The organism is Stenotrophomonas sp. TWI273, from assembly GCF_039674765.1.
Classification (GTDB): domain Bacteria; phylum Pseudomonadota; class Gammaproteobacteria; order Xanthomonadales; family Xanthomonadaceae; genus Stenotrophomonas.
On the sequence record NZ_JBDJOA010000004.1, the window covers coordinates 353,913 to 380,642 of the forward strand.

The window sequence follows — 26,730 nt, forward strand, 5'->3', positions numbered from 1 at the left end:
GCTGTCTCGGCATGGGCTTAACGCGACCCGCTATGGGAGGAAATGTCACCACGGATGATTTCGATGCCCCGGTCCGCGCGCGGTGCAGCGCGGCGCGGGACGCTGCTGGGAACGGGCAGTGCCGCGGTGGAACTGCGCCCGCGTCCGGCCAGGGCGTCGGTGTCGATGCCGGCGTAGGCATCATTTTCCGGGCGCTGCAGGGCAAGGCGTTCGTCGGCGGAAAGCTCGCGGCGCGGGCTGAGCACGCGGCCGGGGGTCGGGAACAAGGCCTGGTCCGGCAGCGCGATGTCAGCCGGGTTGCGCAGCGCCAGGAACAGCTTCCCCTGTTGGGCGCCGAGCAGCAGCCGGTTCGCCTCGGCGACCGGCACCGCCAGCACCGCGCTGCGTGCCGGTGGCGTGGTTCCATCATTGCGTGATGCGCCGGCCGAGGAGTCTGCGCCAGTGATGTCCTGTGCGCGGCTGTCGGCGGGTGCAGCCGCGCTGCCATCGGCGGGCATGCTGGCCACGCTCTGCAGATCATCCGCGCCATAGCTGAGCACGCGCAGCCGCGACAACAGCAGCCGCGTCTGCGCGTCACCGTCGTCGCGCAACCCGCCCGACGCGCGCAGGTTGAGGAACACATCGACAAAATCGCCCGGCTGGATGCGATTGCCTGCGGCCACCAGTTCGTCCACTGGCACCGCGAGTGCGCGCTCGCCGGGATTCAGGCGCAGCGAAAAGCCCTGTGCGATCTGCGCGGTCTGGATCTGGGTGCCGGCCGGGATGTCCTGGGTCGGTACCGCGCCGACCAGGGCGTTGATCGAGGTGTAGGCGCCCACCGGGCGTTGAGGATGGCCGGCGATGCGCAGGTCCTCGGCTGTGATCGGTCGCCCGGCCGGCAAGGCGCCGGCCGCCTCGACCACCGGCCAGGTGGCAGGTTGTGCAGGAGCAGTGGCGGTCGCCGGCGTGCCGGGCGGCGCCTCGCTGGCGCGGCGGCTCACCCCGAAGGCGACAATGGCCAGGATCACCGCCAGGCCGATCAACAGGATTGCGGCGATGCGGGTCAACTTGAGCATGCGGTTCTCCGGAAGGTCATCAGTTGCCGCCGAGGTCGAGTTGGGCGACAGCGGTGCTGCGCAGCGCCCGTGGCATTACCCAGCCGTACACGCGCCCGGTACCGGGCAGGAAGGGGTGGGCGCGGTAGTCGTAGCTCACCTCCACGCGGATGCATTGCGCGGCCGGCAGGTCGGCGCAGGGCGCGGGCGTGGAAACGGTGATCGGTGGCGCGCCAGCCGCGGCGCAATCGGGGGTCTGCTTGGCGTAAGTGAGCAGCCACTGCATGGAGCGTCGTGCCGCCAGGCAGGCGGCGGTGCGGCGTTCGGTCGGCGTGGCATGGCGGAACGCAGCACGTGCGCCTTCCGCCGACGCCGCCGACAGCGTCTGCTGCACGGCCATGATCATCACGCCTGAATAGGTGACCAGCAGCAGTGGCAACAGGCCGAACAACAGCATGAGCGCGAACTCAAGGGTCGCGATGCCGCGTTGCCGCGTCGGGCGGCGGAGGGGGCTGGCGGTGATGCTCATGCGGCACCGCCGGATGGCTGCTGCAGGACCCACCAGATACTGGCGAAGGCCAGGTACGCCGCATAGGGAATGCCGACCCGGCCCTGGCGCGCCTGCCGCCACTGCGCGATCACCGGCTGCAGGCGGCGCGAGGCCGCATTGTCCGTCTCGGGACGCGGACCGGAATGGGACAACGCAGGCGCGATGCGCCGCGCGACGATCACGCACGTCGCATGCGCACCGGCGAGCAGGCTGGCGATGATCCAGATTGGAAGCAATGGCGCCGCGCCGAGCAGCAGGCCGAGCACGGCGAAATACTTCACATCACCGGCACCCATCCAGCCGATGGCATAGAACGGCAGCAGCGACAGCAATCCCAGTACGAAGCCGAGCAGGTGCGTGCCCGGAAATCCGCGGCCAGCCATCCACCACTGCCACGCCAGCGCGACCAGCGCGACGCCGGTGGCCAACAGCAACCCGCGATTGGACACCCGTCGGGCGTACAGGTCATGGATGGCGACCTGTACGCCCAGCAGCAGTGCCACCAGGGGAAGGAGTTCCATATGCGTTATGTCCCCCGAATCGGTCGTACGACGCACTTGCGTGCCATGCCGTCGCCGCGGGGAGAGCCGGGCGACAGCGCAGGCAGTCAACGACAGTCGATCAGGCCGCGGCCGCGGTTGCGTCGTCGACCACTTCACCCAGCTTGGTGAACAGATTTTCGAAGAATCCGGTGATCTGGTCTTTACCCACCGCCACCAGGATGCCCGCGATCACGGCGGCCAGCAGGCCGTACTCGAGCGCGGTCACGCCATCTTCTTCAACGAGGAACTTGCGAACGGATGCATTCATGACGGTTTCTCCATTTCCCAATCAGAGCCCGAACGGGCGGATACAGCCCCTGGTACCGATGGTGTTGCCTGGCTCCGCCAGGACCGCCATCACGACCGCGCATCCTGCGCGGTGCGGCCCTTACAGGCCTGCGCTATCGACCGGGCGGAGCCCGGGCGACGTCATTGGAGGCGGATCGCGCTGGACAGTGCGGTCATTGCTGCCGAAACGCGGCGTCGGCAATGAGGGCAGTGCGTACGAAGATTGCTGTCCATGGCGTTCCCCTTGTTTCTCGATCACCGCGTCGGTATCGCCGCGCGTCCTGAATTCGATGCTCGACGAATCACGTGGGATCCAATACACAAAATCGGCAGGCGTGGGGTCAACTTTAGAAACTTCGCGCCGCGTGTGCGTCGTGCATGAGCCCTGATGTAATGGCGGCAAAGTGAAGCCCGGGTAGAGATTATGTGATGACGGTGTGATGTCAACTATTTGACGCCATGCGAGCGCGCTTTAACGTTGGGTTTCAACGGTTTCGGACACAGTTGTGACGATGATTGTGATTCTGTTTACCTGGCGTCCAGTTCGGGCATAATTGCCAAAAATGCGCATCGAAGGCTTCGCCGACAATCGCTATCGCATCGGCTGAAGGGTTTAGCTGCAATCAGTGAATGATTTAGCTGCGATCAGTGAATGATTTAGCTGCGGTCACGAACGAGTTACATGGGCGGGCTGGCGGGCATCGTCGCGGCGGGTTGGCCGCAACAGAATGCGCAGCAGGAAAACGCAGGAGTGCGCACCCGGTGGCCATGCGGCGCAGGCATCGGGTTTCCAGGCCAAAGGGGGCATCACTGTCATGGTAGATGGTGTGGTGGAAGACCAGATCGACAGCGGGCTGCGGGCATTCGACCTGACCTCGCTCAGCGGTGTCCTGCGCGTGTGCGATCTGGAGATGGTCCTGCTCGATGGCAACGGCCCGCGTGCCGCGATCGAATCGCAGGTGCATGACGAAGCGCTGTTCTGCACCGCGGTGAGCGGGTTTCATTTCCGTGGTCGTTTCATGCTGCCCCAGGACTGGTGCCTGCTTGGCTTGATCCACGCCACCAATGAGAACGTCAGCTGGTGCCATGGCGTGCCGCTGGCCGCCGGGATGGCGTTGACCGTGCTGCCGGAGGGCATCAGCGAGTTCACGCTCAGCGCCGGCACCCACCTGACGTTGCTGCTCGCGCCGATGCAGCGCGTTCAGCGCAAGCTGACCGAGCTGAGCCTGCGCAGCACCTTGCCCTCAGGGCAGGCCCTCTCCCTCTTCCAGGCCGGCACAGGCAGCAACGCAGCGCGACTGGTGCAACGCTACGGTGATGTCCAGCAAGCGCTGCTCGGGCAGGGCGGGACGTTGCCGGCCGACGCCGTGGACGCCCTTCTGCATGACCACATCCAGGCGCTGCTCGGCGCGGGCAGCGATGACCACCCCACCTGCAGCCGTGGCCGGCGCACGCATTATCTGATCGCGCAGCGCGCCGAGAACTTCATGCGGCTCAATCTGCGTCGTTATATCTATATGAATGAAATCTGTGATGCCGCCGGTGTAAGCGAGCGCGCATTACGGTATGCCTTCGAAGATCTGTTCGGTACCTCGCCGAACCGGTATCTGTCGATGTTGCGGTTGTGCGCGGCGTGCCGTGGGTTGTCGATGGCCGATTCCAGCCGAAAATCGGTGAAAGCCATCGCACTCAGCTGCGGGCTGTGGGACCTTTCGCGATTCGCCGACAACTATCGCCGCGTGTTCGGCGAGCTGCCGCGCGACACGCTGATGCGTGCGCCGGCCCAGATGGGCAGCCCGGCCTGAGGGTTTACGTGGGCAGCTGCGCGCCCGCCGTGCACATATTCGGCAACCTGCCGAAATTGCCCATAGGCCTGCCGGTTTTACCCCTCGTCTTGCCGGAACGCACGTTTGCGCTGCCGGAATGAAGTGCTCACGGTTTGACCCCTCGACTGTAATGACATCCACGTGCCGTCAGGCACCGGTGATGTTCAACGCATTCGTAAACGGGGGAATACCTGATGAACCGTATCTTTCGATTGGTGTGGAGCCACCGGCTGAACGCCCTGGTGGTCGTCTCCGAAATCGCCACCGCGCGCGGCAGCCTGGCGGCTGGTCCGGTGGTGGTGCATCTGAAGGTGCCGATGTCGGTGCTGTCGCTGGGCCTCTCGCTGGCCCTGTGCACGGGCAGTGCATGGGCGGGTGAGAACCAGACCCTCACCGACCTGCAGGCACTGACCGCCAAGTACACCGCACCGCTGCCGGTGAAGCTCGATGCCGACGTGGCGCTGGCAGCCGCGGCACGTGATCGTGGCACGGCCCCCCTGCTGAGCGTGGATGCCAAGGTCAATCTCAACCTCGGTACAGCGACGGCCCACCGGGCGGCGCTGCAGGTGCCTGCCGCTGCGCAGGCCAACGCGGACCTGCCCAGGCGCGTTGCCGCACCCGGGGGCCAGGTGGCAGCCTTGGCCGATCTGGGCATCGCGGCAGGTACCAGCAACGGTGCCGGGTTGAATGCCCATGCCGATACCAACGCGGTCGCCTCGATTGCGCCGACCGCAGCGACGGTGCACGTGCCGGTCAAGGCCGATGCGCGACTCACCGCGGCAGCGGATACGGCACGGGCAGTGAACGCCGAGGCGAAGGCGGCGGCGAACGTGGCCGTCGCGACGCCGTCGCCGCGGAAGGCCGCACCGGAGGCCAACGTCGATGCGGCAGTACAGGCACGGCTGGCGGCGGCCGAGGTGGAGGCCAAGGCGACGCTGATCGCCGAGGCCACGGTCACGCCCGATGCCCCGGACGCGGTCCAGGCATCGCTGGCGAGCAATGTCGCTGGCGGCGTGCGCGTGGATGCGCTCGGCCACGTGGTCGATGCGGCCGACCGCAATCCCAAGCTCGTCGATGCCGGCGTCAGCGCCGTGCAGACCAGCTCGATGGCGCTGGCGCCGAACGGATTGGGCAACGCGCTCGGTGGGTTGTTGAACGGTGTGGGCGGTGCGGTCGGCGGCCTGCTTGATGGCGTCGGCACGACGGTGGGTGCGATCACGACTCCCGTGCTCGGCGCGGTCGGCGCGGTCACCACGCCGATACTGGGTACCGTGTTCCCGGCACCGACGTCGCTGCCGCCGGGCAGCCCGAAGGGACCTGCCCCGGCCGATCCGAACGCCGGCCTGATCATCGGTACCGGTGGCCTGGTCGGCTCGCTCTCGCAGCTGGTCGGACCCACCGCGCAGGGTCTGCTGGGTGGCGACGGCTACGTGCGCAATGGCAACCTGGCAGTCAGCAGCGCCAACGTGATGCAGACCTACTCGGTCACCAACGTGCTGGGCCTGCCGGTGGTCAACCTGAGCCCGGTCGGCACGCTGCTCGATGGACTGGGAAACGCCAGCACCGGTGGCAGCTCGCACCTGACCCTGATCGGCGGCGTCACTTCCGACAGCTACATCTACAACATCAACAACGGCGATCCCAACGGCCTGCTCGGCCTGGTGTTGCCGGACGGGTCGCCGGCATGGTCGAACAAGTGCCTCAACCTGCTGGTGGCCAGCGTGGACTGCTGGGCGGTCAATGCCGCGCAGGATTACCAGGTGCTGGTCGGCGATGGGGCGTTTGCCAACGGCTCCAAGGAAGTGGTGATCGGCGCCAACGCACGTCATGAGCTGCCGCGGCAGGACGCCAGCATCGCGTTCCCCGGCGCCGGGCTCAACGATCCGACCGACCCCACCGGCGTCCCGACCGCCGACTACGCCGCGCGCATGGGCCACTCGGTGGTCGTCGGCGATAGTGCGACGGGCACCGCCAACGGCCAGACCATCCTCGGTGCGGAAGCCACCTCCAACCAGGCCAACAGCGTGGCGCTGGGGTACCGATCGGCCGCCAACCGCGGCGCGCAGGCCGGCTACAGTGCTTACGGGTTGAACGGGCAGCAGGTGTCGGCCGGTGAAGTCTCGGTCGGCTTCGCCGGTGGTGAGCGCCAGATCAGCAACGTGGCTGCCGGCAGCGCCGCCACCGACGCGGTCAACGTGGCCCAGCTGCAGGGCGCGATCTCGCAGATCGATGCGGTCGGCACGCTCGCGGTGACCTATGACGACGATGGCGCGGGCGGCGCCGACTTCCGCCGGGTCACCCTCGGCGGCGGCACCGGCACCACCACGATCGCCAACCTCGCCAACGGCGCGGTCAACGCAACCAGCACCGAGGCCATCAACGGCGCCCAGCTGTTCGACACCAACAGTGCGATTGTCGACTACTTCGGCGGCGTCACTGCCTACGATCCGGTCACCGGCGCGTGGACCGCACCGAGCTTCCAGATCTCCACGATCTCCACCGGCGGGGCAGTCGCGCAGGGGGTGTACGACAACGCCAGCGATGCCTTCTCCGCGGTGGATGGTTCGCTGGTCAACCTCAACACGCAGATCACCGATATCCGCAACGGTGTTGGCAGCCGCTATCTGAAGATCAACTCGACCGGGGCAGAAGCCGCCGCCGCGGGCCTGGACAGCATCGCGGTCGGCACGGGTGCCTCGGCCACGGCCGCCAACAGCGTCGCGGTGGGTGCCGGTGCACTGGCCGACCGCGAGAACACAGTGTCCGTCGGTGCGGTCGGTGCAGAACGCCAGGTGGCGAACGTGGCCGCGGGCACCGAGGCCACCGATGCAGTCAACCTGGGCCAGCTGGAGGCGTCCGAACAGGGCGCGCTGCGCTACGACCTCAATCCCGATGGCAGCGTGAACTACGCCAGTGCCACACTGGGCAACGGTGGCGGTGCTACCACGCTCAGCAACCTGGCCGCTGGCAGTGTCACCGCCAGCAGCAGCGAAGCGATCAACGGGGCCCAGCTGTTCGCTGCCAACCAGGCCGTGGCCACCCACCTCGGTGGCGGCGCTGCGCTGGATACCAACGGCATGGTCACCGCGCCGAGCTACACCATCAACAACGTCGCCAGCGATGGCCAGGTCACCGCCGGCAGCTATGACAACGTCGGCAGTGCCTTCGATGCGGTCAGCACCTCGCTGGCCAACGTCGCCGACCAGACCGACACCGTGGACCGCCTGGCGGTGAAGTACGACGCCGATGCCAGCGGCAATGCCACCAACACCATCACCCTGGCCGGTGATGCCAGTGGCGCGGCGGTCGCACTGACCAACCTGGCCGAGGGCCGCGTGCAGGCCGGCAGCCTGGATGCGGTCAATGGCAGCCAGCTGTTCCAGACCAACAATGCGCTGGTGGGGTACTTCGGCGGCACCACCAACTTCGACGGCAACACCGGGATCTGGACGGCGCCGACCTTCCGCATCTCCTCGATCGCCACCGACGGCAGTGTCATCGCCAACGATTACAGCGACGTCACCGTGGCCTTCTCGGCGGTGGATGCCTCGCTGACCAACCTCAATACCCGCATCGACCAGATCCAGCCGGGTGGCAACAGCCAGTACGTGCAGGTGAACTCGACCAAGGGCGCGGCCACTGCGGGCGGTGCCGACAGCATCGCGATCGGGCCGCTGGCCAGCGCCGCCGGAAGCGGCAGTGCGGCCATCGGTGACGGCGCCAGCGCCAGTGCGGACAACAGCGTTGCGCTCGGCGCCGGCTCGGTTGCCAGCGTGGGGGCACAGACGGGGTACACCGGTGCCTACGGCCAGACCGGGGCGAGCAGTTCGGTGGGCGAAGTGGCCGTCGGCAGTACCGGGGCCGAGCGCAAGGTCACCCATGTGGCCGATGGTTCCGAGCGCTACGACGCGGTCAATGTCGGCCAGCTGCAGAACGGCGTGAACTACGCGATCAACGAGTCCAAGGCCTACACGGATACGCAGATCAACAACATCAACAACGGTACCTCCGGCATGTTCCAGGTCAACAACACGCAGAACCTGGCTGCGCCCTCGGCCTCCGGCGACAACGCCGTGGCCGGTGGTGCCGGCGCCGCCGCCGCGGGCAACAACGCCACGGCGCTGGGCAACGGAGCCAGCGCACAGGGCAGCAACAGCGTCGCGCTGGGCGCCGGTTCGGTGGCCAATCGGGCCAACACGGTCTCGGTAGGCAGCAGTGGTGCGGAGCGGCAGATCGCCAACGTGGCTGATGGCAGCGACGCCACCGACGCGGTCAACGTCCGCCAGCTGCAGGCCTCCCAGCAGGGCACGATCCGTTACGACACCAACGTCAACGGCACCACCAACCTCAACAGCGTGACCCTGGGCAGCACGGCTACCGGGCCGACCACGGTGCGCAACGTCGCCCCGGGTACCGCCGGGACCGATGCCGTCAACGTGGACCAGCTGCGCAGCGGCATGGCCCAGACCCTGGACTGGTCCAAGGCCTACACCGACGAGCGCATGGACTCGTTCGACCGCAACCTGCAGAAGACCGACAACCGTGCCTCGGCCGGTGTCGCCTCGGCGATGGCGGTGGCCGCCCTGCCGCAGCCCTATGAGGCCGGCCGCAGCATGGCCTCGCTCGCCGCCGGCAGCTTCAACGGTGAATCCGGCGTGGCGGTGGGCATCTCGGGGGTCTCCGAAGGCGGGCGCTGGATCTACAAGTTCAGCGGTTCGACCAACAGCCGCGGCGATGGTGGTGTCGCGGTAGGTGCCGGCATCCAGTGGTGACCGCCTCCGGTGCCGGCGCGCTGCCGGCACCGGACCTGCGGTCCGCATTCAACGCATACAGGGGGAACACCATGTCCATGCAGTCCACATCCACCACCCAGGTGCCGCTGTTGCGGTCACTGGGCCTGAGCCTGGCGGCCCTGCTGCTGGGCGCCTGCGCCAGCCACGGCGAACAACGCACCACACCGTCCACTGCGACCGCCGACACCGCCGACACCGATGCGGCGAACTTCCCGGATCCCCGCAAAGCCACGTTGAAGGAGGGCCTGTTCGTGGATGTCGACACTCTGCGCCTGTTCGCCCGTGGCATGAGCAAGCGCCAACTGTACGCCCTGCTGGGCACCCCGCATTTCGGCGAGGGCATGTGGGGCGTGCGCGAATGGAACTACCTGTTCAACTTCCGCAGCAGCCCGGGCGGGGACTATTTCACCTGCCAGTTCAAGGTCGACTTCGATGGAAAGGGGATCGCCCAGGCGGCGCACTGGAAGCCGCAGGCCTGTGCGGCCGTGCTTGATCCGCCGCGCCCCCCGACGCCCCCCGCACCCGCGCCGATGCCGAGCGAGCCGCTGCGGCTTGCAGCCGACGCGATGTTTGCCTTCGACAGCGCCGTGCTCACCCCCGAGGGGCGCCGGAACGTGGACGCCCTGCTGCAGCAGGTCCGGGATGCCAGCCGGGTGCAGACCATCCAGGTGATCGGCTATACGGACCGGATCGGCAGCGACCGCTACAACCTGGTGCTGTCGCAGCGGCGCGCTGAAGCCGTGCGCGATGCGCTGGTGGCCGGCGGAGTGCCGACGGCGGCCATCATCGCCGAAGGGCGCGGCAAGGCCGATCCGCTGGTGCAGTGCGAGCAGGCGCAGCGCAAGGCCCTGATCGTCTGTCTGGCACCGAACCGGCGCGTCGAACTGTCGGGCAAGGCACTGCCGCGCTGAAGCCGCACGGGGCCGCCTGCTCACCTCTCTGCCCATACCCCGTCGGCGCACCCGTGCGCCGGCGAGGGACCGTCTTGACCTGGCGCGTCGTCCGCACAGCGTGATGTCTCCCCCGTCATCGTTCTGAAGACGGCGCGCCAGGTCATCTCTTCCTCCCACCCGGGGCGGCCGCAGGCGATCTGCGGCCGCCTTTTCCGGTTACGGCATCAGGACCTTATCGATCACATGGATCACGCCGTTGCTCTGTTTCACATCGGCAATGGTCACCTGCGCGACCTGGCCCTTGCTGTCCGTCAGGGTGATGCCCTTGCCGGCGACACGGGCGGTCAGCGCTTCACCTTCCACCGTCGTCAGGCTCGCCTTGCCACCGCCCTGCTTGATCTTGGCCATCAGATCGGTGCTGGTGACCGCGCCGGGGACGACGTGGTAGGTCAGGATCCTGGTCAGGTCGGCCTTCTTTTCCGGCTTCAGCAGTCCCTCCACGGTGCCCTTGGGCAGCGCGGAGAAGGCCGCATTGGTCGGCGCGAACACGGTGAACGGGCCGGGGCCCTTCAGCGTATCGACCAGGCCGGCCGCTTTGACCGCCGCGACCAGCGTGGTGTGATCCTTGGAATTGACGGCGTTGTCGATGATGTCCTTGTTGGCATACATCGCCGCGCCGCCCACCTTCGGATTGCTGTGCTGCGCGCCCATCATGGGGGCAGGGGCCTGCGCGAAGACGAGCGGGGAAGCGGCGGCGGCGAGACAGCCGATCAGTACAAGGCCTGCGAACTGGATCTTCATGACCAAACTCCCAAATGGATGCGCCGGTATGACGCACCCTTAGCTACGGCGGGAGTGGCGGGGTGGATGCACGCGGAGCACACTATTTTTCAACTGTCAGGCGCAGGTGAGGATGGTGTCTGCACGGTGCGATGGCGGCTGACGGGCTCGTCGGCCAACAGGACGTGCTCGCCACTGCGGATCTGATGACGGTAGTTCACGCCATCGGAAACAATCTGGACCTGTGCCATGCGCTGCGCCTTGGGGGAGATCGGCGCAGGATGGCACGGGTCGGCGGGTCACGCACGGCCGTGCGCTAGAGGACCCCGGGAATCGGGATGGCCAGCGCTGCTTTCTCCGCCTCGCAGTTGCTGGGCTGCACACTGTTGCTGCCCAGCGACTGGATCTCCGCCCGCGCCAGCGCCATGTCGCGGTTGAAATCAGCATTGGCATGCAGGGCCGCCACCGCGCCGGCAGCGACCGCACGCCCTTCGAGCACGTCGCTCTGCCAGTGCGCGTTGCAGATCAGGCGGTTTTCACCGAACGCGCGGCCACGTGCGAGCAAGGCGTCGGCGCGGTCCGGGCTCAGCTCGGTCAGCAGCAGGGCCCAGCTCCAGCTGATGGCGGTGTGCCCGGATGGATAGGAGCCGTCGGTCCGCAGGGAGGCCTCATCGGCGGGCGCACAGGTGCCTTCCTTGTAGAACACGAAGGGGCGCGTGCGCTTGTAATGATCCTTGGCAGCGTAGGTGGCAAGCCCGGCATCGACCAGCGTGCGCTGCAGCAGCAGGTACAGCGCCGGCGATGTCTGCTGGCTGATCGGCACCCCGAGCGCGCAGGAGAACGTGTTGGCCACCTGCGGGAAGTGCAGGTCCGAATCCGTGGTCGCCAGCGCGTACCGGGGCGTGCCTCGCAGCTGCTGCGCCGTCCGATGGATGGCCTGATCGTTGGCGAATGCCGCCGAGCCCTTGGCCGGGGGCGCCGGCAGCAGGGCCAGACTGTCCGGCAGTGCGCGCCCGAGGTAGCCGGCCGGAATGCCGGGGCGCAGCTCCGGCACCGGGGCGGGGGCAGGCACGGCGGCGGGTGCAGCGGTCGGCGGTGCCGCGGTCGACCGGGGCGGAGACGACGTGCACGCCGTCAATGCGCAGGTCAGCGCGAGCAGGGCCGCGCCATGGCGGCAGCGGGAGGGCAGGGCATTCCAGTGCATGGGGCGCTCCACGGGCAAGTGTCGGTTCACTGTGTCCGGCCGATGCGGCACGTACAACCGCCTTTCTACGCGTCCGGCCTCAGTATCTTTACGGGTGCGCGACCACGCGCACCGGCGGCAGCCCGGTCGCCGCATCACCCAACGGAAAGCGCACTTCGACACGGGTGCCGCCCAGCGGGCTGGAACCGATCTGCAGGCTGCCACCCAGCAGCCGTGCGCGCTCTTCCATGCTGATCATGCCCAGCCCCGGCGCCGCCGGCGTGCTGCCCGCTACCGGCATGCCGATGCCATCGTCGTCGACCCGCAGCAGCAGTTGCTCGCCGCGCACCGTCACCAGCACATGGGCGGTACTGGCATGCGCGTGTTTGTCCACGTTGTTCACCGCTTCCTGCACGATCCGGAACAGACTCAGCTCGCGGTCGTCACCGAGCCGGGGCGGGTTTTCGATCCGGCATCGCACGCGCAGCGCGCCACGTGCATTGCGCTTGATGCAGAACGCATCGAGGGCACTGGCCAGGCCGGTGAAACGCAGGATGCTCGGATGCAGTTCGTGGGAGATCGACCGGATGTCATTGGACACCGTCAACAGCTGGTCCTGGAGCTCGACCACGCTGTGGCGTTCGGCGTCGGGAATCTGGTTGCGCAGCGTACTCAGGCAGATCGAGATTGCCGCCAGCGACTGGTTGACGTCGTCATGCAGGTCGCGCGCGATGCGTGTGCGCTCTTCTTCCTGCACCACCAGCATCCGCCCGGTCACCTCCCCCAGCCGACGATAGGCCTGCTGCAGCTTCAGGTGATTGGACAGCTTCTGTTCGGACAGCGCGCCAAGGAACAGCAGGGCGCAGCTGGTGCCCAAGGTCCACACCTGGGCGGTGATCAGGTTGCGCTCGGGTGTCCAGAAGGCAAACGGTCCTATACCGGCCATGCTCAACTGCATCGCCAGCACCGCCACGACCAGCATGCACACCGCCGCGCCGCTGACCCCGAACACGATCAACGCCCAGATCAGCAGCGGAATGGGGGCCAGCACCAGCAGCGGGGTCATGACCCCTTCGGGCCAGTCCATGCCCCAGATCACGCCGAGCACGCCCAACAGCAGCACGGCGACGGCGACGGTACGCCAACGCCAGCCGGCCCGACGTTCCGGTGTCTGCAGCACCCGCGCGATGTTGACCACCGCCGGCACGATCAGCAGGTAGCTCACGCTGCTGCAGAGCAGCCGTGTGAGCAGCACGCCCGGTGCCGCCAGCCCGCGGGGCGCATCGGGAACGACGAGCATCTGCCACCACGCCACGCATACGGGAAGCGCGATGCCCCCGAGCACGACGAACAACGCGATATCGCGATATCCCTCCAGCGGCGAACCCGTGCCGCGCCAGCGCAGCAGCAGCCAGGCCGCGGCGGCCACGAGGACGAGTTCACCGGCACTGGCCACCAGCCCACTCAGTCCGACGAATGGCACCAGCACGGACGCCAGCACGGTACCGGCCGCGGCCGCCAGCAGGCAGGTGCGCCACTGAGGGCGCGGGGTGAACAGCAACCAGCCCATCAAGAGCGGTCCTGGAATCCACAGCACGTGCAGGCGAAACCCGGGCATCTGCGCCAGCGTTGGCAACAACTGGCCGAGCAGGCAGCCGACCAGCAGCGGCAGGACGTGCGTGAATGCGATGCGAAGCGCGGGTGATGGGTGTGTGGAGGTGGTGGGGCTGACCGAATCGTCCGATGCTGCTGCACGGGTGCTGTCGACATGAGCGATGTGCGTAACAGACGCGTTGACGCGCACGTGGACCTCGGTGGGTGCGTGAGGAAGCTTCGGATCGAGGCCCGTCCCCGAGGCGCGCAACGCCTCCCCCGGACAGGTCTTAATGTGATGCGTTTCACGCTTGCGGGGCAGCGTGTCACCGCTTGTAGCGATGTCGTTTCCGCCCCACAATCGCGCCGATGTAAACAGCTTGTGCTCCGTCGCGCTATCCGATTTCCGACCTGTTCGAGGAACTGGCATGGACGAACCGATGGCCCCGTACAGCCGCTTCGTCGTCGATGGCTTCGACGCCGATGCGTTGCTGGGGGTAGTGCGCGACACCCGCTTCGAACAGCGTCTGCTCGCCGCCGGACACTTTCGCGCGTGCCTGCAGCGGCTGGTCTTTCCGGAGTTCAGCCTGGACAGTGGTGCCTATACGCTGCCGATTTTCGCCAGCGGCAGTTTCGGCGAAGGATTGATCGCACTGGCAATGGCCGTGTCCTGCCAGCAGCCGATGTGGGCCAACGGACGCTGGGTGCCCGCGGGCCAGGTGATGGTGTTCGCCGAGGACAGCGAGCTTAATGTGCGTCCGCAGCCCGGGGGCTGGCAGTGGGCCGTGCTGCTGATTCCACGCGAGGTCCTGCAGCGCGAGGCCGTGGCGCGGGTAGGCCGCGAATTGCGCCTGCCACGCCGTGGCTGGTGCAGCCGACCGGCCACCCCTGCGCACGCGCAGGCACTGCGTTACGGCGTCTTTTCCGCACTGGACACGGCCGCCCGTTGGCAGGGCCTGATCACGCCGGAGCAGCTGGCGGCGCAGTCGGCGGTGCTGCTGGGCGTGTTCGTGGATGCCGTCAGTGCCGCCGATGCCGGGTCGCAACGACGTGCCGATGGCAGCTGGATCGAACGCCACCGCGCTGCCGTGGTGCAGCGGGCCGAGGGCTATCTGAAAGCCCATCTGGACCGGCCCTTCGACAGTGCCGCCTTCTCGCTCGCGCTGGGCGTGGGCGAACGCCAACTCGAACGTCTGTTTCGTGATGCCTACGGACATGGGCCCTGCCATTGGCACCAGCTGGCCCGCTTGAACCGCGCGCGCAGCGCATTGCTGCAGGGGGACACGCACGACAGCGTGACCGACATCGCCCTGCGGCTGGGCTTCGGGCATCTCGGACGCTTCTCGGTGACGTACCGGAATGTCTTCGGGGAATGTCCACGAGACACGCTGAGACGCTGAATGCCGGCCTGAACACGCTGCGGGTCGAGCGCCGTGATGGCGTGCATCGCATCACGATCCCATCACGGCGCGGATCGCATGTTCGGCTGGCTGCAGATGCACCGGGACGACAGAACGGGATGCCATCACGCCCGGCGTAGTGGGCGATGGCGGTCGCACCTGCAGGTCAATCAGGGGAAGATTGAAACCAATGGAGACAATGCAATGGGCGTTTCGTGCGCGCAGTCGATGTCCGTACCGTTCCGCAAGGTGGTCGTCGCCGATGACCACATGCTGGTGGCGCAGGGTATCGAGAGATTGCTGATGGACTGTTTCGAATCGATCGTACTGGTGTCCTCCGGCGAGGAACTGCTGGACTCGCTACGCCGCGAATCGCCGGACGTGGTGGTCTCTGACATCAGCATGCCCGGTATCAGCGGCATCGACGTGATGCGTCAGGCCCGCAGCGAGGGCTGCCTGACGCCCTTCGTGTTCCTCACCATGCACGACGAATCGAGCATGGCGGCCGAGGCCATCCGGGCCGGTGCGCGGGGCTACATCCTCAAAAGCGCGGCCGGCGATGAACTGGTCCGCGCGATCAATGGGGTGATGGACGGCCAGACCTATGTGACCCCGACACTGGCGGCCAACGCGATCGTGGCATCGGGTCGCTGCCAGTATGTACTGACCGACAAGCAGCTGCGCATCCTGGAATACGTGGCGCGCGGCCTGCGCTCCAAGCAGATCGCTTACGAGCTTGGGGTATCGGTGCGGACGATCGAATCGCACAAGTACGCGATCATGCAGGAGCTGGGCGTGCACGGCACGCTGGAGCTGGTGCGCAAGGCCGAGTTGGAAGGTCTGATCCGTCACTAGGCCGCCCGCCTGCGGATGGGCAAGTAGATTTACTTGCCCGCCACCGGTTGTTTTTCCCTTGTTACCGTACTGTGTCTGGCCACACCATCGTGGCAGGCATCGAGCGGGCGAGTGCGATGAATGCTGTCCGTGTGTTGCTGGCCGAAGATGGATGCGCGATGGGGCGGCAGCTGCGTGGCTTGCTGTCCCAGCAGTTCCAGGTGATTGGCCTGGTCCAGGATGGCGCCTCGCTGGTGCAGGCGGCGCAGAGCATGTTGCCGGATGTGGTGGTCACCGATATCGCGATGCCGGAAATGAACGGATTGGAAGCCGCACGTCGGCTGCGCCTGCAACGCCCCGTGCTGGGCGTGGTGTTCATCACGGTGCATGCCGAGCCCCAGATGGTGTCGCAGGCGATGGCCCTGGGTGCGTGCAGTTATGTGCTCAAATCCGACGCAGGCGATGACCTGCTGCCGGCGGTGGCGGCCGCCCTGAAGGGTGAATCGTTCGTGTCGCGCTCGCTGCGCGGCCTGCGCAAGGGCTGATCCCGCTAATGGCGAGGGCCGTCAGACCAGGATGCCGAGCAGCTTGCGGGCCAGCTCATCCACCGACATTGCCAGCAGCACCAGCGGCAGCAGAGGCACGACGGCGTGCAGGGCGATCCAGAGCAGATTCCAGCGGTTCAACGGCAGCACCGACATGCTGGCCAGGCCGTTGTAGACGCCGCTGAAATCAGCGAACGCGGATGCATCACCATGGTCCAGCAGGGAGTCCTTGTCGGCCTCCTGTCGTGACCCTGATCGCCAGCGCTGGTCGAACAGCGCCGCGGCGCGATTGCCCAGCGCATCGAAGCGGTACAGCGCATGGCGCTTGGCCCGCATCATGCTCGGCATCATGACCAGCAGCGGCGCCACCAGCAGGAGCGTGGCACCGATGACATAGCCGGCCAGCAGGTGGCGCAGGTCATACAGACTCTCGCCCAGATAGTGAACATGGTTGACACACGCACCGGCGACCAGGATGCCGCCGGCCAGGGCGAGCACCGCGAAGCGTTCCTGCGCCATGCCCAGGAAGGCCAGACCGCCAGCGCCATCCGGGTGCTCTGCGTGCAGTGCCAGCCCTACACGCGGCAGCCGCCAGAGCAGGCCGGTCCACAGCACGAAGCGCCATAGCCAGAGCAACGCCACCAGCCGGAACAGCGGCACGGCGACCCATTCGTACCAGCGTCCGGCGGCCGTCAATGCACCGTGCTCCAGGCGCCAGTCGGCGACGCCCGGCAGCAGGCTCACGCTGTCCGTGCCGAACAACAGCGGCAGCCATGCGATCACCACACAGAGCGCTTCAGGCAGCCAGCCATCGCGCCAGCGGCGCACCTTCGCCAGCAGCGCGGTCAATCTGCCCTGTCGCTGCGGTGGCACCAGGCCGGCGCGGGTCAGTTGGCGAAACGCATTGCGCAGCAAGGTGTCCGAGCGCGGTGCGGCAATCACCAGCAGAGGCATCGCCAGCAGTACGCGGGCGAGGGTGGCGTAGTCCCCCAGCAACGGCATGCCCGGGGGGAGCGTCCACAGGGTGCCCGCGCGCGCGGTCAGCACCACCAACGGCGCCAGCGAGATCACCACCAATGCCGCGGCCATCCACAGCGAGAGGCGGGCGGTGCCGCGCAGCATGCCGGCGGCCTGCAGCAGCCGATGCAGCAGTCCGCCGCGCATCAGGGAGTAGTGGTGCTGGTCCAAGTGCATGGAGGGCCCGTGGCGAAGAAAGAGAAGGCGCGGCTGCAGCGGGCAGCGGACGCGATATCGCTGAGCATAGCGCTGCCTTTCCACGCGTTGGACGCAGTAAAAATACTGGAGAGGTTGCAGTAACAACTCGATTGTGTGGCTACCGGGCGGCGCCCAAGCTGGAGGCCTGACGCAAGGATCCCGCCCATGCTCCTGGTGATCGATATTCTGACGCGCTTCTGGACCGACATGATCGATCGCGCGGATGGCCCCATGACCTTCCGCTTCTTCCTGCAGCCGACGATGGCGCTGATCGCGGCGTTGATCGATGGCATCAAGGATGCCAAGGCGGGCAAGGCGCCCTATGCCTGGTTGATGGCGCACAGCTCTGCTGGTGACCGGCTGGTCGCCTGGCGCGAAGGGGTCACCGCAACCGCCCGCATTCTTCTGCTGGGGGTCGGCATGGATGTGATCTACCAGTTCCGCATGTTCGGCGCGTTCAAGTATCCGGTGGAAGCCTTCGTCATCGCGGTCGTGCTCGGCTTCCTACCGTATCTGATCCTGCGCGGACCGATTACCCGCATCGCCAGCTACTTCCTGCACCGCAAATGATCCCCTCACGAGACGACCAGCCGATGAGTGCCCAGGACCCCCGCGAGCAGCTGACCGAGCGTGCGCTCACCATCGAGCAGGCCAAAACGCTGCTGGGGGGTGCCGATGCCACCTCGATGGAGCTCTCCTCGCGGCGCACCGGGATGTCATTCCAGCGCACGCGCATGAGCGCGGACCGCACGCTGATGTCGATCATCCGCACGGCGCTGTCGCTGATCGGTTTCGGTTTCACCATCTATCAGTTCTTCGGCCACATGCTGGAGGTGCCCGGCGTCGGCCTGCGTCCGCATGCGCCACGCAACTTCGGCATTGCGCTGGTCGGCCTCGGCATGGTGCTGCTGACCCTCGGCATCCTCTATCACATCCGCTACATGCAGGGCCTGCGTGCCGAGCGCGAGGAGATGATCCGCGAAGGCCTGATCCACGGGGAGAGTCACTACCCGATCTCGCTGACCCTGATCACCGCCGGCCTGCTGTGGCTGCTTGGCCTGCTGGCGATCGTCAGCATGACCTTCAACGTGGCGCCGTTCGCATGAGTGTCGTGGCCGATAGCATGATCGAGCTGGCTGGCGGGGTCTTCAGCATGGGATCCAACGATCACTATCCTGAAGAGCGTCCGGCGCACAGGGCGCGGGTAGGGCGGTTCCGGATCGATCGCTACCCGGTGACCAACCGGGAGTTCGCCCGCTTCATCCAGGCCACTGGCCACGTCACCGCAGCCGAGCAGTCAGCCGATCCGCGCGACTATCCCGGCGCGGACCCGGCGCTGCTGCAGCCGGCCTCGGTGGTGTTCGTGCAGCCTCCGCACCCGGTGGACATGGGCAACACACACAACTGGTGGCACTACATTCCCGGGGCAGACTGGCGGCATCCGCGGGGTCCGCTGTCCAGCCTGCAAGGCCTGGAGGATCACCCGGTGGTCCACGTCACCTTCGCCGATGCGCTGGCCTATGCCCGGTGGATGGAGAAGGACCTGCCGACCGAGGCCGAGTGGGAATTCGCAGCGCGTGGCGGCCAGGAGAGGGGTGAGTTCGCCTGGGGCGACACCCTCATTCCCGGCGGCCGCCACCAGGCCAATACCTGGCAGGGCGAATTTCCCTGGCAGAGCCTGGATGAGGACGGCCACCGCTGGACGTCACCGGTCGGCAGCTATCCGCCCAACGGATACGGGCTGTACGACATGATCGGCAACGTCTGGGAATGGACCCGCGACTGGTATCAGCAGCATGACCAGCTGCAGGGCAAGCCGTGCTGCGCGATCGACAATCCGCGTGGCGGGCTGCGTGAGCGCAGCCACGACCCGCGCGATCGAAGCGCGGTTCCGCGCCGGGTGATGAAGGGCGGCTCACACCTGTGTGCGCCGAACTACTGCAGGCGCTACCGGCCTGCGGCGCGCATGGCGCAGCCCATCGATACCTCCACCTGCCACCTCGGCTTCCGTTGCGTGGAGCGCGGATGAACCCGAACGCCCCGCAATGCGATGCCTACCGGAGCCCCGACGATGCTTCCTCTCAAGGCGTGGCTGATCGCCATCACCGAACCGGTGGTGGTGATCATCGATGCGATGGCCCTGGTGCTGATCGCGATGGCCACCGTGGTGGTGTTCGTGAGGGCCGTGCGGCTGGCGCTGCGCGGCCACCTGACCAACGTCGAGCGCCGCGACCTGTGGTTGGGCTACGGGCGTTGGCTGGTGGCCGGGCTGACCATGCAGCTCTCGGCGGACATCATCGAATCGTCGATCTACACCAGCTGGGACGCGATCGGTCAGTTGGCCGCGATCGCGGTGATCCGCACGTTCCTGAACTATTTCCTGGAGCGCGACATCGCCGATGTCCGCGAACGTCAGCGTGCCACGCGGCCGGCGCCGGAGCCGGAGCCGCTGTGAGGTGCGTATCCATGAACCTGCACCCGTGCCGGAGGGCCACCGCATGACCATGTCCTTTCTCCGCCTGCCGCGTCGCTGGCCACTGGCCCTCGCGCTGGGCTCGCTGGCTGCACTGTCCGCCGCGCCGGCATGGGCGACCGAGGGCGCGCTCGGGCGCTCGATCACCGGCATGCAGATCACCTCGTACGCCGGTGTGATTCCGCCGGAGCCGGGCATGCAGTGGTCGCTGAGCTACATCCGCTACAACGGCAAGATCAGCGGCGACCGCCCCGCGCCCATCGCCGGGCAGATCTCGCTGGGCCTGGAGGCCGACGTGAACCTGACCGCTGCCACCGGGGTGTACGTATGGCCGACCCAGGCCGGGCGTTGGAATTTCGCCTCGATGCTGACCGTGCCGTACATCGATGCCGAGGTCACCGCCAACCTGGCAGGCCCACTGGGCAACCGTTTCCAGACCAAGGACCATGCCTCCAATCTGTTCGACGTGTACTTCGCCCCGGTGATCGCCGGGTTCCACATCAGCGAGGTGCAGCACCTTTCCTTCGGCGTATACGTATATGCGCCCACCGCCAAGTACGACCCGAACCGGCTGGCCAATCCAGGCATGAACATCTGGACGTTCTCGCCCAGCGTGGGCTACACGCACCTGTTCCAGAAGGGCACGCTGGAATTCAGTGTGCTGGGCGCCACCGACTGGTACACCCGCAACGACGATACCGACTACAAGAACGGCGTGGTCGCACGGGCCGATGCGCTGCTGGTCAAGCGCACCGCCAGTGGCTGGGGGTTCGGGGCGGCCGGTGGCTGGATCCAGCAGTTGCAGGACGACAAGGGCGACACCGCCGACCGCCTGGGGGGCTTCAAAGGCCGCTCGTTTGGTATCGGCCCGGTGCTGACCTACGGCAAGAAATGGTCCGGCGGCGAGCATGTGGATGTGTCGTTCCGCTATGTCGGCGAATTCAGCGTCAAGAACCGCTTCGAAGGCGACCCGTGGAGTCTGTCGATCAGCGGCGGCTTCTGATCCCGGTCGCCTGACGGCGGCCACCTGTTTACCGTGCCATGGAGTAACGGTCATGTCCTCTGCCATTCCCCCGGTTGCGTGGTCGGCCTGCCTGATGCTGGCGGCGCTGGCGCCCGTCGCGCACGGCGCCACCCGTGTTGCCACTCCCGTCTCCCCCCCGGCTGCACCGGCCGACGCGCCCGAGCGCGATCCCGAGGCGTTGGCCGCTCTGGACCGCATGGGCGCTGCGCTGCGTGCGCTCAAGCAGTTCTCGCTGACCTCCGATGCCAGCACCGAGATCGTGCTGGAGGACGGCCAGAAGGTGGAGCTGGATGGTGTGGTGACCTACAAGGTGCGCCCCCCGAACCAGCTGTTCCTGGAGCTGCGAAGCGATCGCCAGCTGCGCCAGCTGTTCTACGACGGCAAGGCGTTGTCGCTGTATTCGCCGCGCCTGAAGTACTACGCCCAGGTGGACGGGCTGAACAGTACGCTGGGCGAACTGGTGGACGATGCCGCCGCCCGCTATGGCATCGACATGCCGCTGGCCGACATGTTCCTGTGGGGCACCGACAAGGCGCCCAAAACCGCCATCCGTGGCGCGCTGCACATCGGCGGTGGCACGGTGGACGGCGAGGCGATCGAGCAGTACGCGTTCAAGCAGGATGGCGTGGACTGGCAGCTGTGGGTCAGCAAGGCCACCGCATTGCCGAAGAAGCTGGTGATCACCTCACTGGATGATCCGGCGCTGCCGCAGTATCGCGCCCACCTGCGCTGGGACACGCGCAGCGCCGTGCCCGCGACCGCCTTCCAGTTCACGCCGCCGGCCGATGCGGCCCGCATCAAGCTGGTGCCGGTCGCGGTGGTCGTCACCGATGCTGGGCAGGAGAACTGACATGCGTATCGTGATCAACCGCTTTTTCGTGGCCTCCTCCCTGGCGGCGGGCATGCTGCTGGTGGTGTTGCTGGCCGTGTCCGCACCGGCGAGCGCGCAGCGCAGCGGCTTCCATGGCGGTGGCGCGCGCGCCAGTGCGCATACCAGCATCAACCGCCCGGTGCAGCGCCCGCAGGGCGGCAACGTGAACCGCGGGGCCAACATCAACCGCAACATCGACAGCAACCGCACCGTCAATCGCAACGTGAACCGCAACGTGAACCGCAACGTCAATGTGGATGTGAACTACCACGACGACCACTGGAACCACTGGGACGATCATCCCTTCGCCACCGCTGCAGCGGTGACGGCGGGCGTGGCCGTGACCTCGGCGGTGATCGGTTCGATCGTCAATTCGGTTCCGCCCAGCTGCGTGACCACGGTGATCAACGGCATGGCCTACCAGCAGTGCGGCAATGTCTGGTATGAGCCGCGCTATGCCGGGACCACCGTGCAATACGTGGTGATCAATCCGCCGCGTTGACTCGGTAGTTTTTCCCGCCTCTCTACCGTAGTTATGCGCATTACGCGTGGCCGGCAGTGCACTACCGTGGGGCTGGAACCACTGGCCACCACGGCCCGCCCCAGGACGGCTGCGACCGCAGCGCGTCTTTCCATCCCGCCTTTGGAGACTCGCGTCATGAAAGCCTTTGCCATCGCCGTCCTGGCGACTTCTCTGGTCGCCTGTGCATCCACTCCGACCGTCAAGACCGACTTCGATCCGTCAGCCAGTTTCGCCTCCTACAAGACCTACACCTGGGCGATGAAACCCCAGGCGAGCTCGCCGCTGGTGCAGCAACGCATCATCGACGGCATCAACGCGCGCCTGCAGGCCAAGGGCCTGCGCGAAGCGCCCAACGGCGACATCGCCCTGGCGGCGCATATCGCCACCGGCCAGAAGCAGACCCTGGATACGTTCTACTCCGGGACGGGCATGGGCGGCTGGGGCTGGCGTGGCGGCGGCTGGGGTGGCGGGATGGCCATGGGTAATGCCACCACCACGGTGCACACCTATGACGTCGGCACGCTGGTCGTGGATATGTTCGACGCCAAGACCAAGCAGGCGGTCTGGCGCGGCACCGCCAGCGGCACCGTGCCGACCTCGCCGGACAAGGTCAACGCGGCGGTGGAAGCCGGCCTGGACAAGCTGTTTGCTGCGTTCCCGCCGGGCACGACCGCCGCACGCTGATCACTGCGGCACGGCCTGAGATGCGTTCAACCGCGTGGGCCCGCGCCGGGCTGTTCCCTCCCACCGGCACGGGCCCGCGCACTTGGCTTCCCATCCCCGAGGTGCCCCCGTGTCGATCGGCCATGCCGTACGCCTGCTCTCGCTGTTGGGCGTGCTCACGCCCTGCGCCGCGATTGCCCAGCAGCCCGCCGCTCCATCGCCTGCGCCGGCGCCCGCGGCCGCTCCGGCGCCACGGGCGTCCCTGTTCCGTGACGCCGAAGACGGCCGGTTCGACATGTCGCGCTGGTTGCTGGAGCACCGCGGCTTTCTGCCGGTTCCGATCATCGTCACCGATCCGGCCGTCGGCAACGGCGGTGGCGTGGCGCTGGCGTTCTTCCACCGCCCACCGTCCTCGGGGGCGACGGGCGAGGACGGTGCCCCGAAGATGGTTACGCCGGACATCTACGGCGGTGGGGCCATGCGCACCTCCAACGGCAGCGAAGCGTATGGCGTGGGCGCCTCGCTGCACTTCGACGATGACCGTTGGCGCTACCGCGGCGGCGTGGCCAAAGCGTCGTTCAACCTGGGCTTCTATACGCCCGGCACGGTGCTGCCCGCGCAGAAGATCGACTACAACATGGACGGCCTGATGTCCTTCCAGCAGGGCTTCCGGCGCCTGGGTGACCGCAATCTCTATGTCGGCCTGGCCTGGATCTACATGGATCTGGATATCGGCTTCGATGTCGCCTCCGACCGCGATCGTTTCCAGCCACACGAACTGTCCAAGCGCAGCTCCGGGCTGGGCCTGTCGCTGGAGTACGATTCGCGCGACAACCCGTTCACTCCTTCCAGCGGCTGGCTTGGCATGATCGAAGGCAACGCGTATCTGCCGGGGATCGGCAGCGATGCCAGTTTCCAGAGCTATCGCGGGCATGCCTACGGTTACTGGCCGATGGGCAGGCATTTCGTGCTCGGCGCGCGCGCGGATGCCCGCTGGGCCAACGGTGACATTCCGTTCTATCGACTGCCCTACATCGACCTGCGCGGCATCGGCTCGGCGCGTTACCAGGACACGCGGGCTGCGGTACTGGAGAGCGAGCTGCGCTGGAACATGACCCAGCGCTGGGCGCTGATCGGCTTCGTTGGTGCGGGGCGCACCTGGGGCCGGCACAACAGTTTCAGCGACGGCGCCAGCCAGGTGTCGAAAGGCGCTGGCGTGCGCTATCTGATCGCCCGCCAGCTGGGCATGCATGTCGGCGTGGACTATGCGTGGGGCCCGGAAGACGACACGTTCTACATCCAGGTCGGCAGCGCGTGGCGCTGAAACGCCCCGGGCACCCGGCGTCGCGCGCCTCGGCGCTCGCAGTGGCGTGGCTGTGCGCCAGTGGCGCCGTGTCGCCGCTGCAGGCTGCCGAACCGGTGGTCGCTGCCGCGCCCGCAGGCCAGGCAGACCACTGCGGCGTGCGCGGCCCGGGTGACACCCGGCCACGGATCGGGCTGGCGCTGGGCGGCGGCGGCGCACGCGGTATCGCACACGTGCGCATCCTCAAGCAGCTGGAGGCGCTGCATATTCCGGTGGACTGCATCGCCGGTACCAGTGCTGGCGCGCTGGTAGGTGCCTTGTACGCGTCCGGCTCCACGCCCGAGCAGATCGAGCAGCTGGTGCTGAGCACCGAATGGCTGAGCCTGTTCACCGACACCCTGCCACGCCGTGAGCGCTCGCTGCGGCGCAAGGCCGACGATTACGCACAGCTGGCACCGATCGGCATCGGGCTCGGCGGCGAGGGCAAGGCGGTGGCACTGGCCGGGGGGGTCTCCGAGGGCGAAAAGCTGATCGCCCTGTTCGAGCGCGCCACCGGCGGCGGCCGGGTCAATGGCCGCTTCGATGACCTGCCGATCCCGTTCCGGGCGGTCGCCACCGACATCAATACCGGCATGCCGGTGGTGCTGGCCGAAGGCAGCCTGCCGATGGCGATGCGCGCGAGCATGTCCTTGCCGGGCATCTTCCGGCCGGTGGTGATCGACGGGCACGTGCTGCTTGATGGCGGCCTGTCCAACCAGGTGCCGATCGACGTGGTGCGCGCGATGGGGGCCGACCGGGTCATCGCGGTGGACGTCGGCACGCCCTTGAGCGCGCTGGATCGCGACGCCAGCCTGGTGGATGTGATCAGCCAGCTGAGCGGCTTCCTGACCACCCGCAGCGCGCAGGCACAACTGGACAGTCTGGGCGCGCAGGATCTGCTGATCTCGCCCGATCTGACCGGCAAGGTGGCCACCGGCGATTTCGACAAGGCGCCCGAGGCGTTGCGGATCGGCCAGCTCGCCGCCGACCAGGCCGCGCCGGCGCTGCAGGCGTTCGCGCAGGCGCCGCAGGAGTACACCCGACTGGCCGCCCAGCGTGCCGGTCGCACGCATCCGGTGGCACCGGCCACCATCGACTTTGTCGAGGTCGACAACCACACCGGCTATGCCGATGCGCTGCTGCTGTCCTATCTCCCGGTCCAGGTCGGCGCGCCGCTGGATATCGAGGCGATGCAGGCCGGTGTACTGCGCGCCTACGGCATGGGAACGCTGGCCAGCATCAACTATGAGGTCAAGGAGCGTGACGGACGCACCGGCGTGGTGGTGTCCGCGTATGCCAAGCCCAACGGACCGGTGTACCTGGAAGCCGGGCTCAGCCTGAGCAACGATCTGGAAGGCAACCACGAAAGCAACCTGCGCGCCGGCCTGCTGTTCTCGCCGCTGTCGCCCTACGGTGCCGAAGCGCGTATCGCCCTGCAGATCGGCAGCGAGCCGGGTCTGACCGGCCAGTACTATCATCCGTTCGATCTGCACGATCGTTACGCCTTCCAGGCGGGCGGCGGGTTCCAGACCCGCAGCTTCAATCTCTACGACGATGCCGGCGACAAGATCGCGCGCTATCGCGTGCGTCGTACCGGTGCGACGCTGGCCGTGTTCCGCAATGTGTCCAATGTGCTGGCGCTGTCGGTCGGCGTGCAGCGGTATACCGGCAATGCGGAGGTGGAAGTGGGCGACCCCACCATTCCGCGGGTGAACTTCGACGAGGGCGCGTGGATCGCGCAGGCGACCCTGGACGATATCGACAGCGTGTACTTCCCGCGCGATGGCTATCTCGTCACGGCGGGGACGTATCAGTCCAGCCCGAGCCTCGGCGCAGATGCCCGCTTCGGGCAGATCGATCTGGATGCCGTGGCCGCCAGATCGTTTGGCAAGCATGCGCTGCAGCTGGGGCTGCGCTATCACGTGACCGCGTCGGGCACGGCGCCGGTGCAGAACCTCTACCGCCTCGGTGGGCGCTGGCGGCTGGCCGGGTTCCAGCACAACCAGTTGACTGGCCAGGACTATGCGCTCGGGTTCGCCGGCTATACCTATGAGCTGGGCAAGCTGTTGGGCCGCTCGGCGCAGGTCGGGGGCACGGTGGAGTACGGCAATGCCTGGCAGCGGCGCAGCGACATGTCACTGAGCGACGGCATCTGGAACGGCAGTGTATTCCTCGGCTTCGATTCGTGGGTCGGCCCGTTGATCTTCGGCATGGGATTCCGCGAAGGCGGCGAGAACGTGCTCTTCATCGAGCTGGGGCAATCGCTGTGATGCCGGCCAGGGGGCGGCACAAACCGGGAGTGGTAGCCAGACCGGGGAGTGGGCGCCGCAGGGCGGCCGCGCGCGCACGACGAACACC

24 protein-coding genes and 1 pseudogene are annotated in these 26,730 nt (G+C 67.2%); 16 read left to right on the forward strand and 9 right to left on the reverse strand.

The genetic code is table 11. The annotated features are described in order from the left end of the window. Positions 1–17: 17 nt before the first annotated feature. The 4 genes from cpaB to ABE571_RS08105 form a co-directional block, all read right to left on the reverse strand. Positions 18–1,055, reverse strand: a complete 1,038-nt coding sequence (cpaB, locus tag ABE571_RS08090; RefSeq protein WP_346493525.1) for a Flp pilus assembly protein CpaB — start codon at positions 1,053–1,055, stop codon at positions 18–20. Positions 1,056–1,074: 19 nt separating this feature from the next. Then, a complete protein-coding gene (locus ABE571_RS08095) occupies positions 1,075–1,563 on the reverse strand; it encodes a pilus assembly protein (protein ID WP_313211410.1) in 489 nt (162 codons plus the stop codon). Next, positions 1,560–2,105: an A24 family peptidase gene (locus ABE571_RS08100; protein WP_313218557.1), complete on the reverse strand. Its 546-nt coding sequence runs from the start codon at positions 2,103–2,105 to the stop codon at positions 1,560–1,562. The genes ABE571_RS08095 and ABE571_RS08100 overlap by 4 nt, the downstream gene beginning before the upstream one ends. Before the next feature lie 100 nt (positions 2,106–2,205). Continuing rightward, entirely contained in the window at positions 2,206–2,394 is a 189-nt protein-coding gene (locus ABE571_RS08105) for a Flp family type IVb pilin (RefSeq protein WP_019184693.1), read from the reverse strand. Between the two features lie 835 nt (positions 2,395–3,229). Between ABE571_RS08105 and ABE571_RS08110 the strand changes: the two genes are divergently transcribed. The 3 genes from ABE571_RS08110 to ABE571_RS08120 all read left to right on the forward strand — a co-directional run bounded on the left by ABE571_RS08110 (position 3,230) and on the right by ABE571_RS08120 (position 9,944). Then, entirely contained in the window at positions 3,230–4,219 is a 990-nt protein-coding gene (locus tag ABE571_RS08110; protein ID WP_346493526.1) for a helix-turn-helix domain-containing protein, read from the forward strand. A gap of 215 nt (positions 4,220–4,434) precedes the next feature. Next, complete coding sequence (locus ABE571_RS08115) at positions 4,435–9,012, forward strand: YadA-like family protein (RefSeq protein ID WP_346493527.1); 4,578 nt, start codon at positions 4,435–4,437, stop codon at positions 9,010–9,012. 77 nt (positions 9,013–9,089) lie between these two features. After that, positions 9,090–9,944 (forward strand): OmpA family protein, encoded by an 855-nt coding sequence (locus ABE571_RS08120; protein ID WP_313211447.1) that lies wholly within the window; start codon positions 9,090–9,092, stop codon positions 9,942–9,944. 198 nt (positions 9,945–10,142) lie between these two features. Here the strand turns inward: ABE571_RS08120 and ABE571_RS08125 are convergent. From ABE571_RS08125 to ABE571_RS08140, 4 genes and pseudogenes are all read right to left on the reverse strand, one after another. Beyond that, a pseudogene (locus tag ABE571_RS08125) lies at positions 10,143–10,622 on the reverse strand (fasciclin domain-containing protein); the annotation flags it as partial. A gap of 194 nt (positions 10,623–10,816) precedes the next feature. Next, the gene (locus tag ABE571_RS08130; RefSeq protein WP_313211406.1) at positions 10,817–10,957 is read right to left on the reverse strand and encodes a hypothetical protein; all 141 of its coding nucleotides are present in this window, start codon (positions 10,955–10,957) and stop codon (positions 10,817–10,819) included. Between the two features lie 65 nt (positions 10,958–11,022). Next, the gene (locus ABE571_RS08135; RefSeq protein ID WP_346493528.1) at positions 11,023–11,910 is read right to left on the reverse strand and encodes a phosphatase PAP2 family protein; all 888 of its coding nucleotides are present in this window, start codon (positions 11,908–11,910) and stop codon (positions 11,023–11,025) included. Positions 11,911–11,998: 88 nt separating this feature from the next. Next, positions 11,999–13,693, reverse strand: a complete 1,695-nt coding sequence (locus ABE571_RS08140) for a sensor histidine kinase (RefSeq protein ID WP_346493529.1) — start codon at positions 13,691–13,693, stop codon at positions 11,999–12,001. 217 nt (positions 13,694–13,910) lie between these two features. Between ABE571_RS08140 and ABE571_RS08145 the strand changes: the two genes are divergently transcribed. From ABE571_RS08145 to ABE571_RS08155, 3 genes are all read left to right on the forward strand, one after another. Continuing rightward, positions 13,911–14,882, forward strand: coding sequence for a helix-turn-helix domain-containing protein (locus tag ABE571_RS08145; protein ID WP_346493530.1), 972 nt, complete (start codon positions 13,911–13,913; stop codon positions 14,880–14,882). A gap of 204 nt (positions 14,883–15,086) precedes the next feature. Then, a complete protein-coding gene (locus tag ABE571_RS08150; RefSeq protein WP_346466180.1) occupies positions 15,087–15,737 on the forward strand; it encodes a response regulator transcription factor in 651 nt (216 codons plus the stop codon). A 116-nt stretch (positions 15,738–15,853) separates the two neighbouring features. Next, a complete protein-coding gene (locus tag ABE571_RS08155; RefSeq protein WP_070470723.1) occupies positions 15,854–16,261 on the forward strand; it encodes a response regulator transcription factor in 408 nt (135 codons plus the stop codon). 21 nt (positions 16,262–16,282) lie between these two features. Here the strand turns inward: ABE571_RS08155 and ABE571_RS08160 are convergent, their stop codons facing one another. Next, positions 16,283–17,455, reverse strand: a complete 1,173-nt coding sequence (locus tag ABE571_RS08160) for a hypothetical protein (protein ID WP_346493531.1) — start codon at positions 17,453–17,455, stop codon at positions 16,283–16,285. A gap of 186 nt (positions 17,456–17,641) precedes the next feature. Between ABE571_RS08160 and ABE571_RS08165 the strand changes: the two genes are divergently transcribed. The 10 genes from ABE571_RS08165 to ABE571_RS08210 all read left to right on the forward strand — a co-directional run bounded on the left by ABE571_RS08165 (position 17,642) and on the right by ABE571_RS08210 (position 26,642). Then, positions 17,642–18,046 (forward strand): hypothetical protein, encoded by a 405-nt coding sequence (locus ABE571_RS08165; RefSeq protein WP_083298698.1) that lies wholly within the window; start codon positions 17,642–17,644, stop codon positions 18,044–18,046. Next, complete coding sequence (locus tag ABE571_RS08170; protein WP_346493532.1) at positions 18,043–18,582, forward strand: DUF202 domain-containing protein; 540 nt, start codon at positions 18,043–18,045, stop codon at positions 18,580–18,582. Before ABE571_RS08165 ends, ABE571_RS08170 begins: the two co-directional genes overlap by 4 nt. Continuing rightward, entirely contained in the window at positions 18,579–19,505 is a 927-nt protein-coding gene (locus tag ABE571_RS08175; protein ID WP_346493533.1) for a formylglycine-generating enzyme family protein, read from the forward strand. The genes ABE571_RS08170 and ABE571_RS08175 overlap by 4 nt, the downstream gene beginning before the upstream one ends. 42 nt (positions 19,506–19,547) lie before the next feature. Next, a complete protein-coding gene (locus tag ABE571_RS08180) occupies positions 19,548–19,931 on the forward strand; it encodes a DUF1622 domain-containing protein (protein WP_121036991.1) in 384 nt (127 codons plus the stop codon). Between the two features lie 43 nt (positions 19,932–19,974). Next, positions 19,975–20,952, forward strand: coding sequence for a transporter (locus ABE571_RS08185; protein ID WP_346466177.1), 978 nt, complete (start codon positions 19,975–19,977; stop codon positions 20,950–20,952). A 52-nt stretch (positions 20,953–21,004) separates the two neighbouring features. Next, positions 21,005–21,823, forward strand: a complete 819-nt coding sequence (locus ABE571_RS08190) for a DUF2092 domain-containing protein (protein ID WP_346493534.1) — start codon at positions 21,005–21,007, stop codon at positions 21,821–21,823. A 1-nt stretch (position 21,824) separates the two neighbouring features. Next, complete coding sequence (locus ABE571_RS08195) at positions 21,825–22,346, forward strand: hypothetical protein (RefSeq protein ID WP_346480891.1); 522 nt, start codon at positions 21,825–21,827, stop codon at positions 22,344–22,346. A gap of 156 nt (positions 22,347–22,502) precedes the next feature. Further along, complete coding sequence (locus tag ABE571_RS08200) at positions 22,503–23,051, forward strand: DUF4136 domain-containing protein (protein ID WP_070470735.1); 549 nt, start codon at positions 22,503–22,505, stop codon at positions 23,049–23,051. Between the two features lie 109 nt (positions 23,052–23,160). Then, positions 23,161–24,354: a BamA/TamA family outer membrane protein gene (locus tag ABE571_RS08205; protein WP_346480892.1), complete on the forward strand. Its 1,194-nt coding sequence runs from the start codon at positions 23,161–23,163 to the stop codon at positions 24,352–24,354. Beyond that, positions 24,345–26,642, forward strand: a complete 2,298-nt coding sequence (locus ABE571_RS08210; RefSeq protein ID WP_346493535.1) for a patatin-like phospholipase family protein — start codon at positions 24,345–24,347, stop codon at positions 26,640–26,642. The genes ABE571_RS08205 and ABE571_RS08210 overlap by 10 nt, the downstream gene beginning before the upstream one ends. The last annotated feature ends 88 nt before the right edge of the window (positions 26,643–26,730 follow it).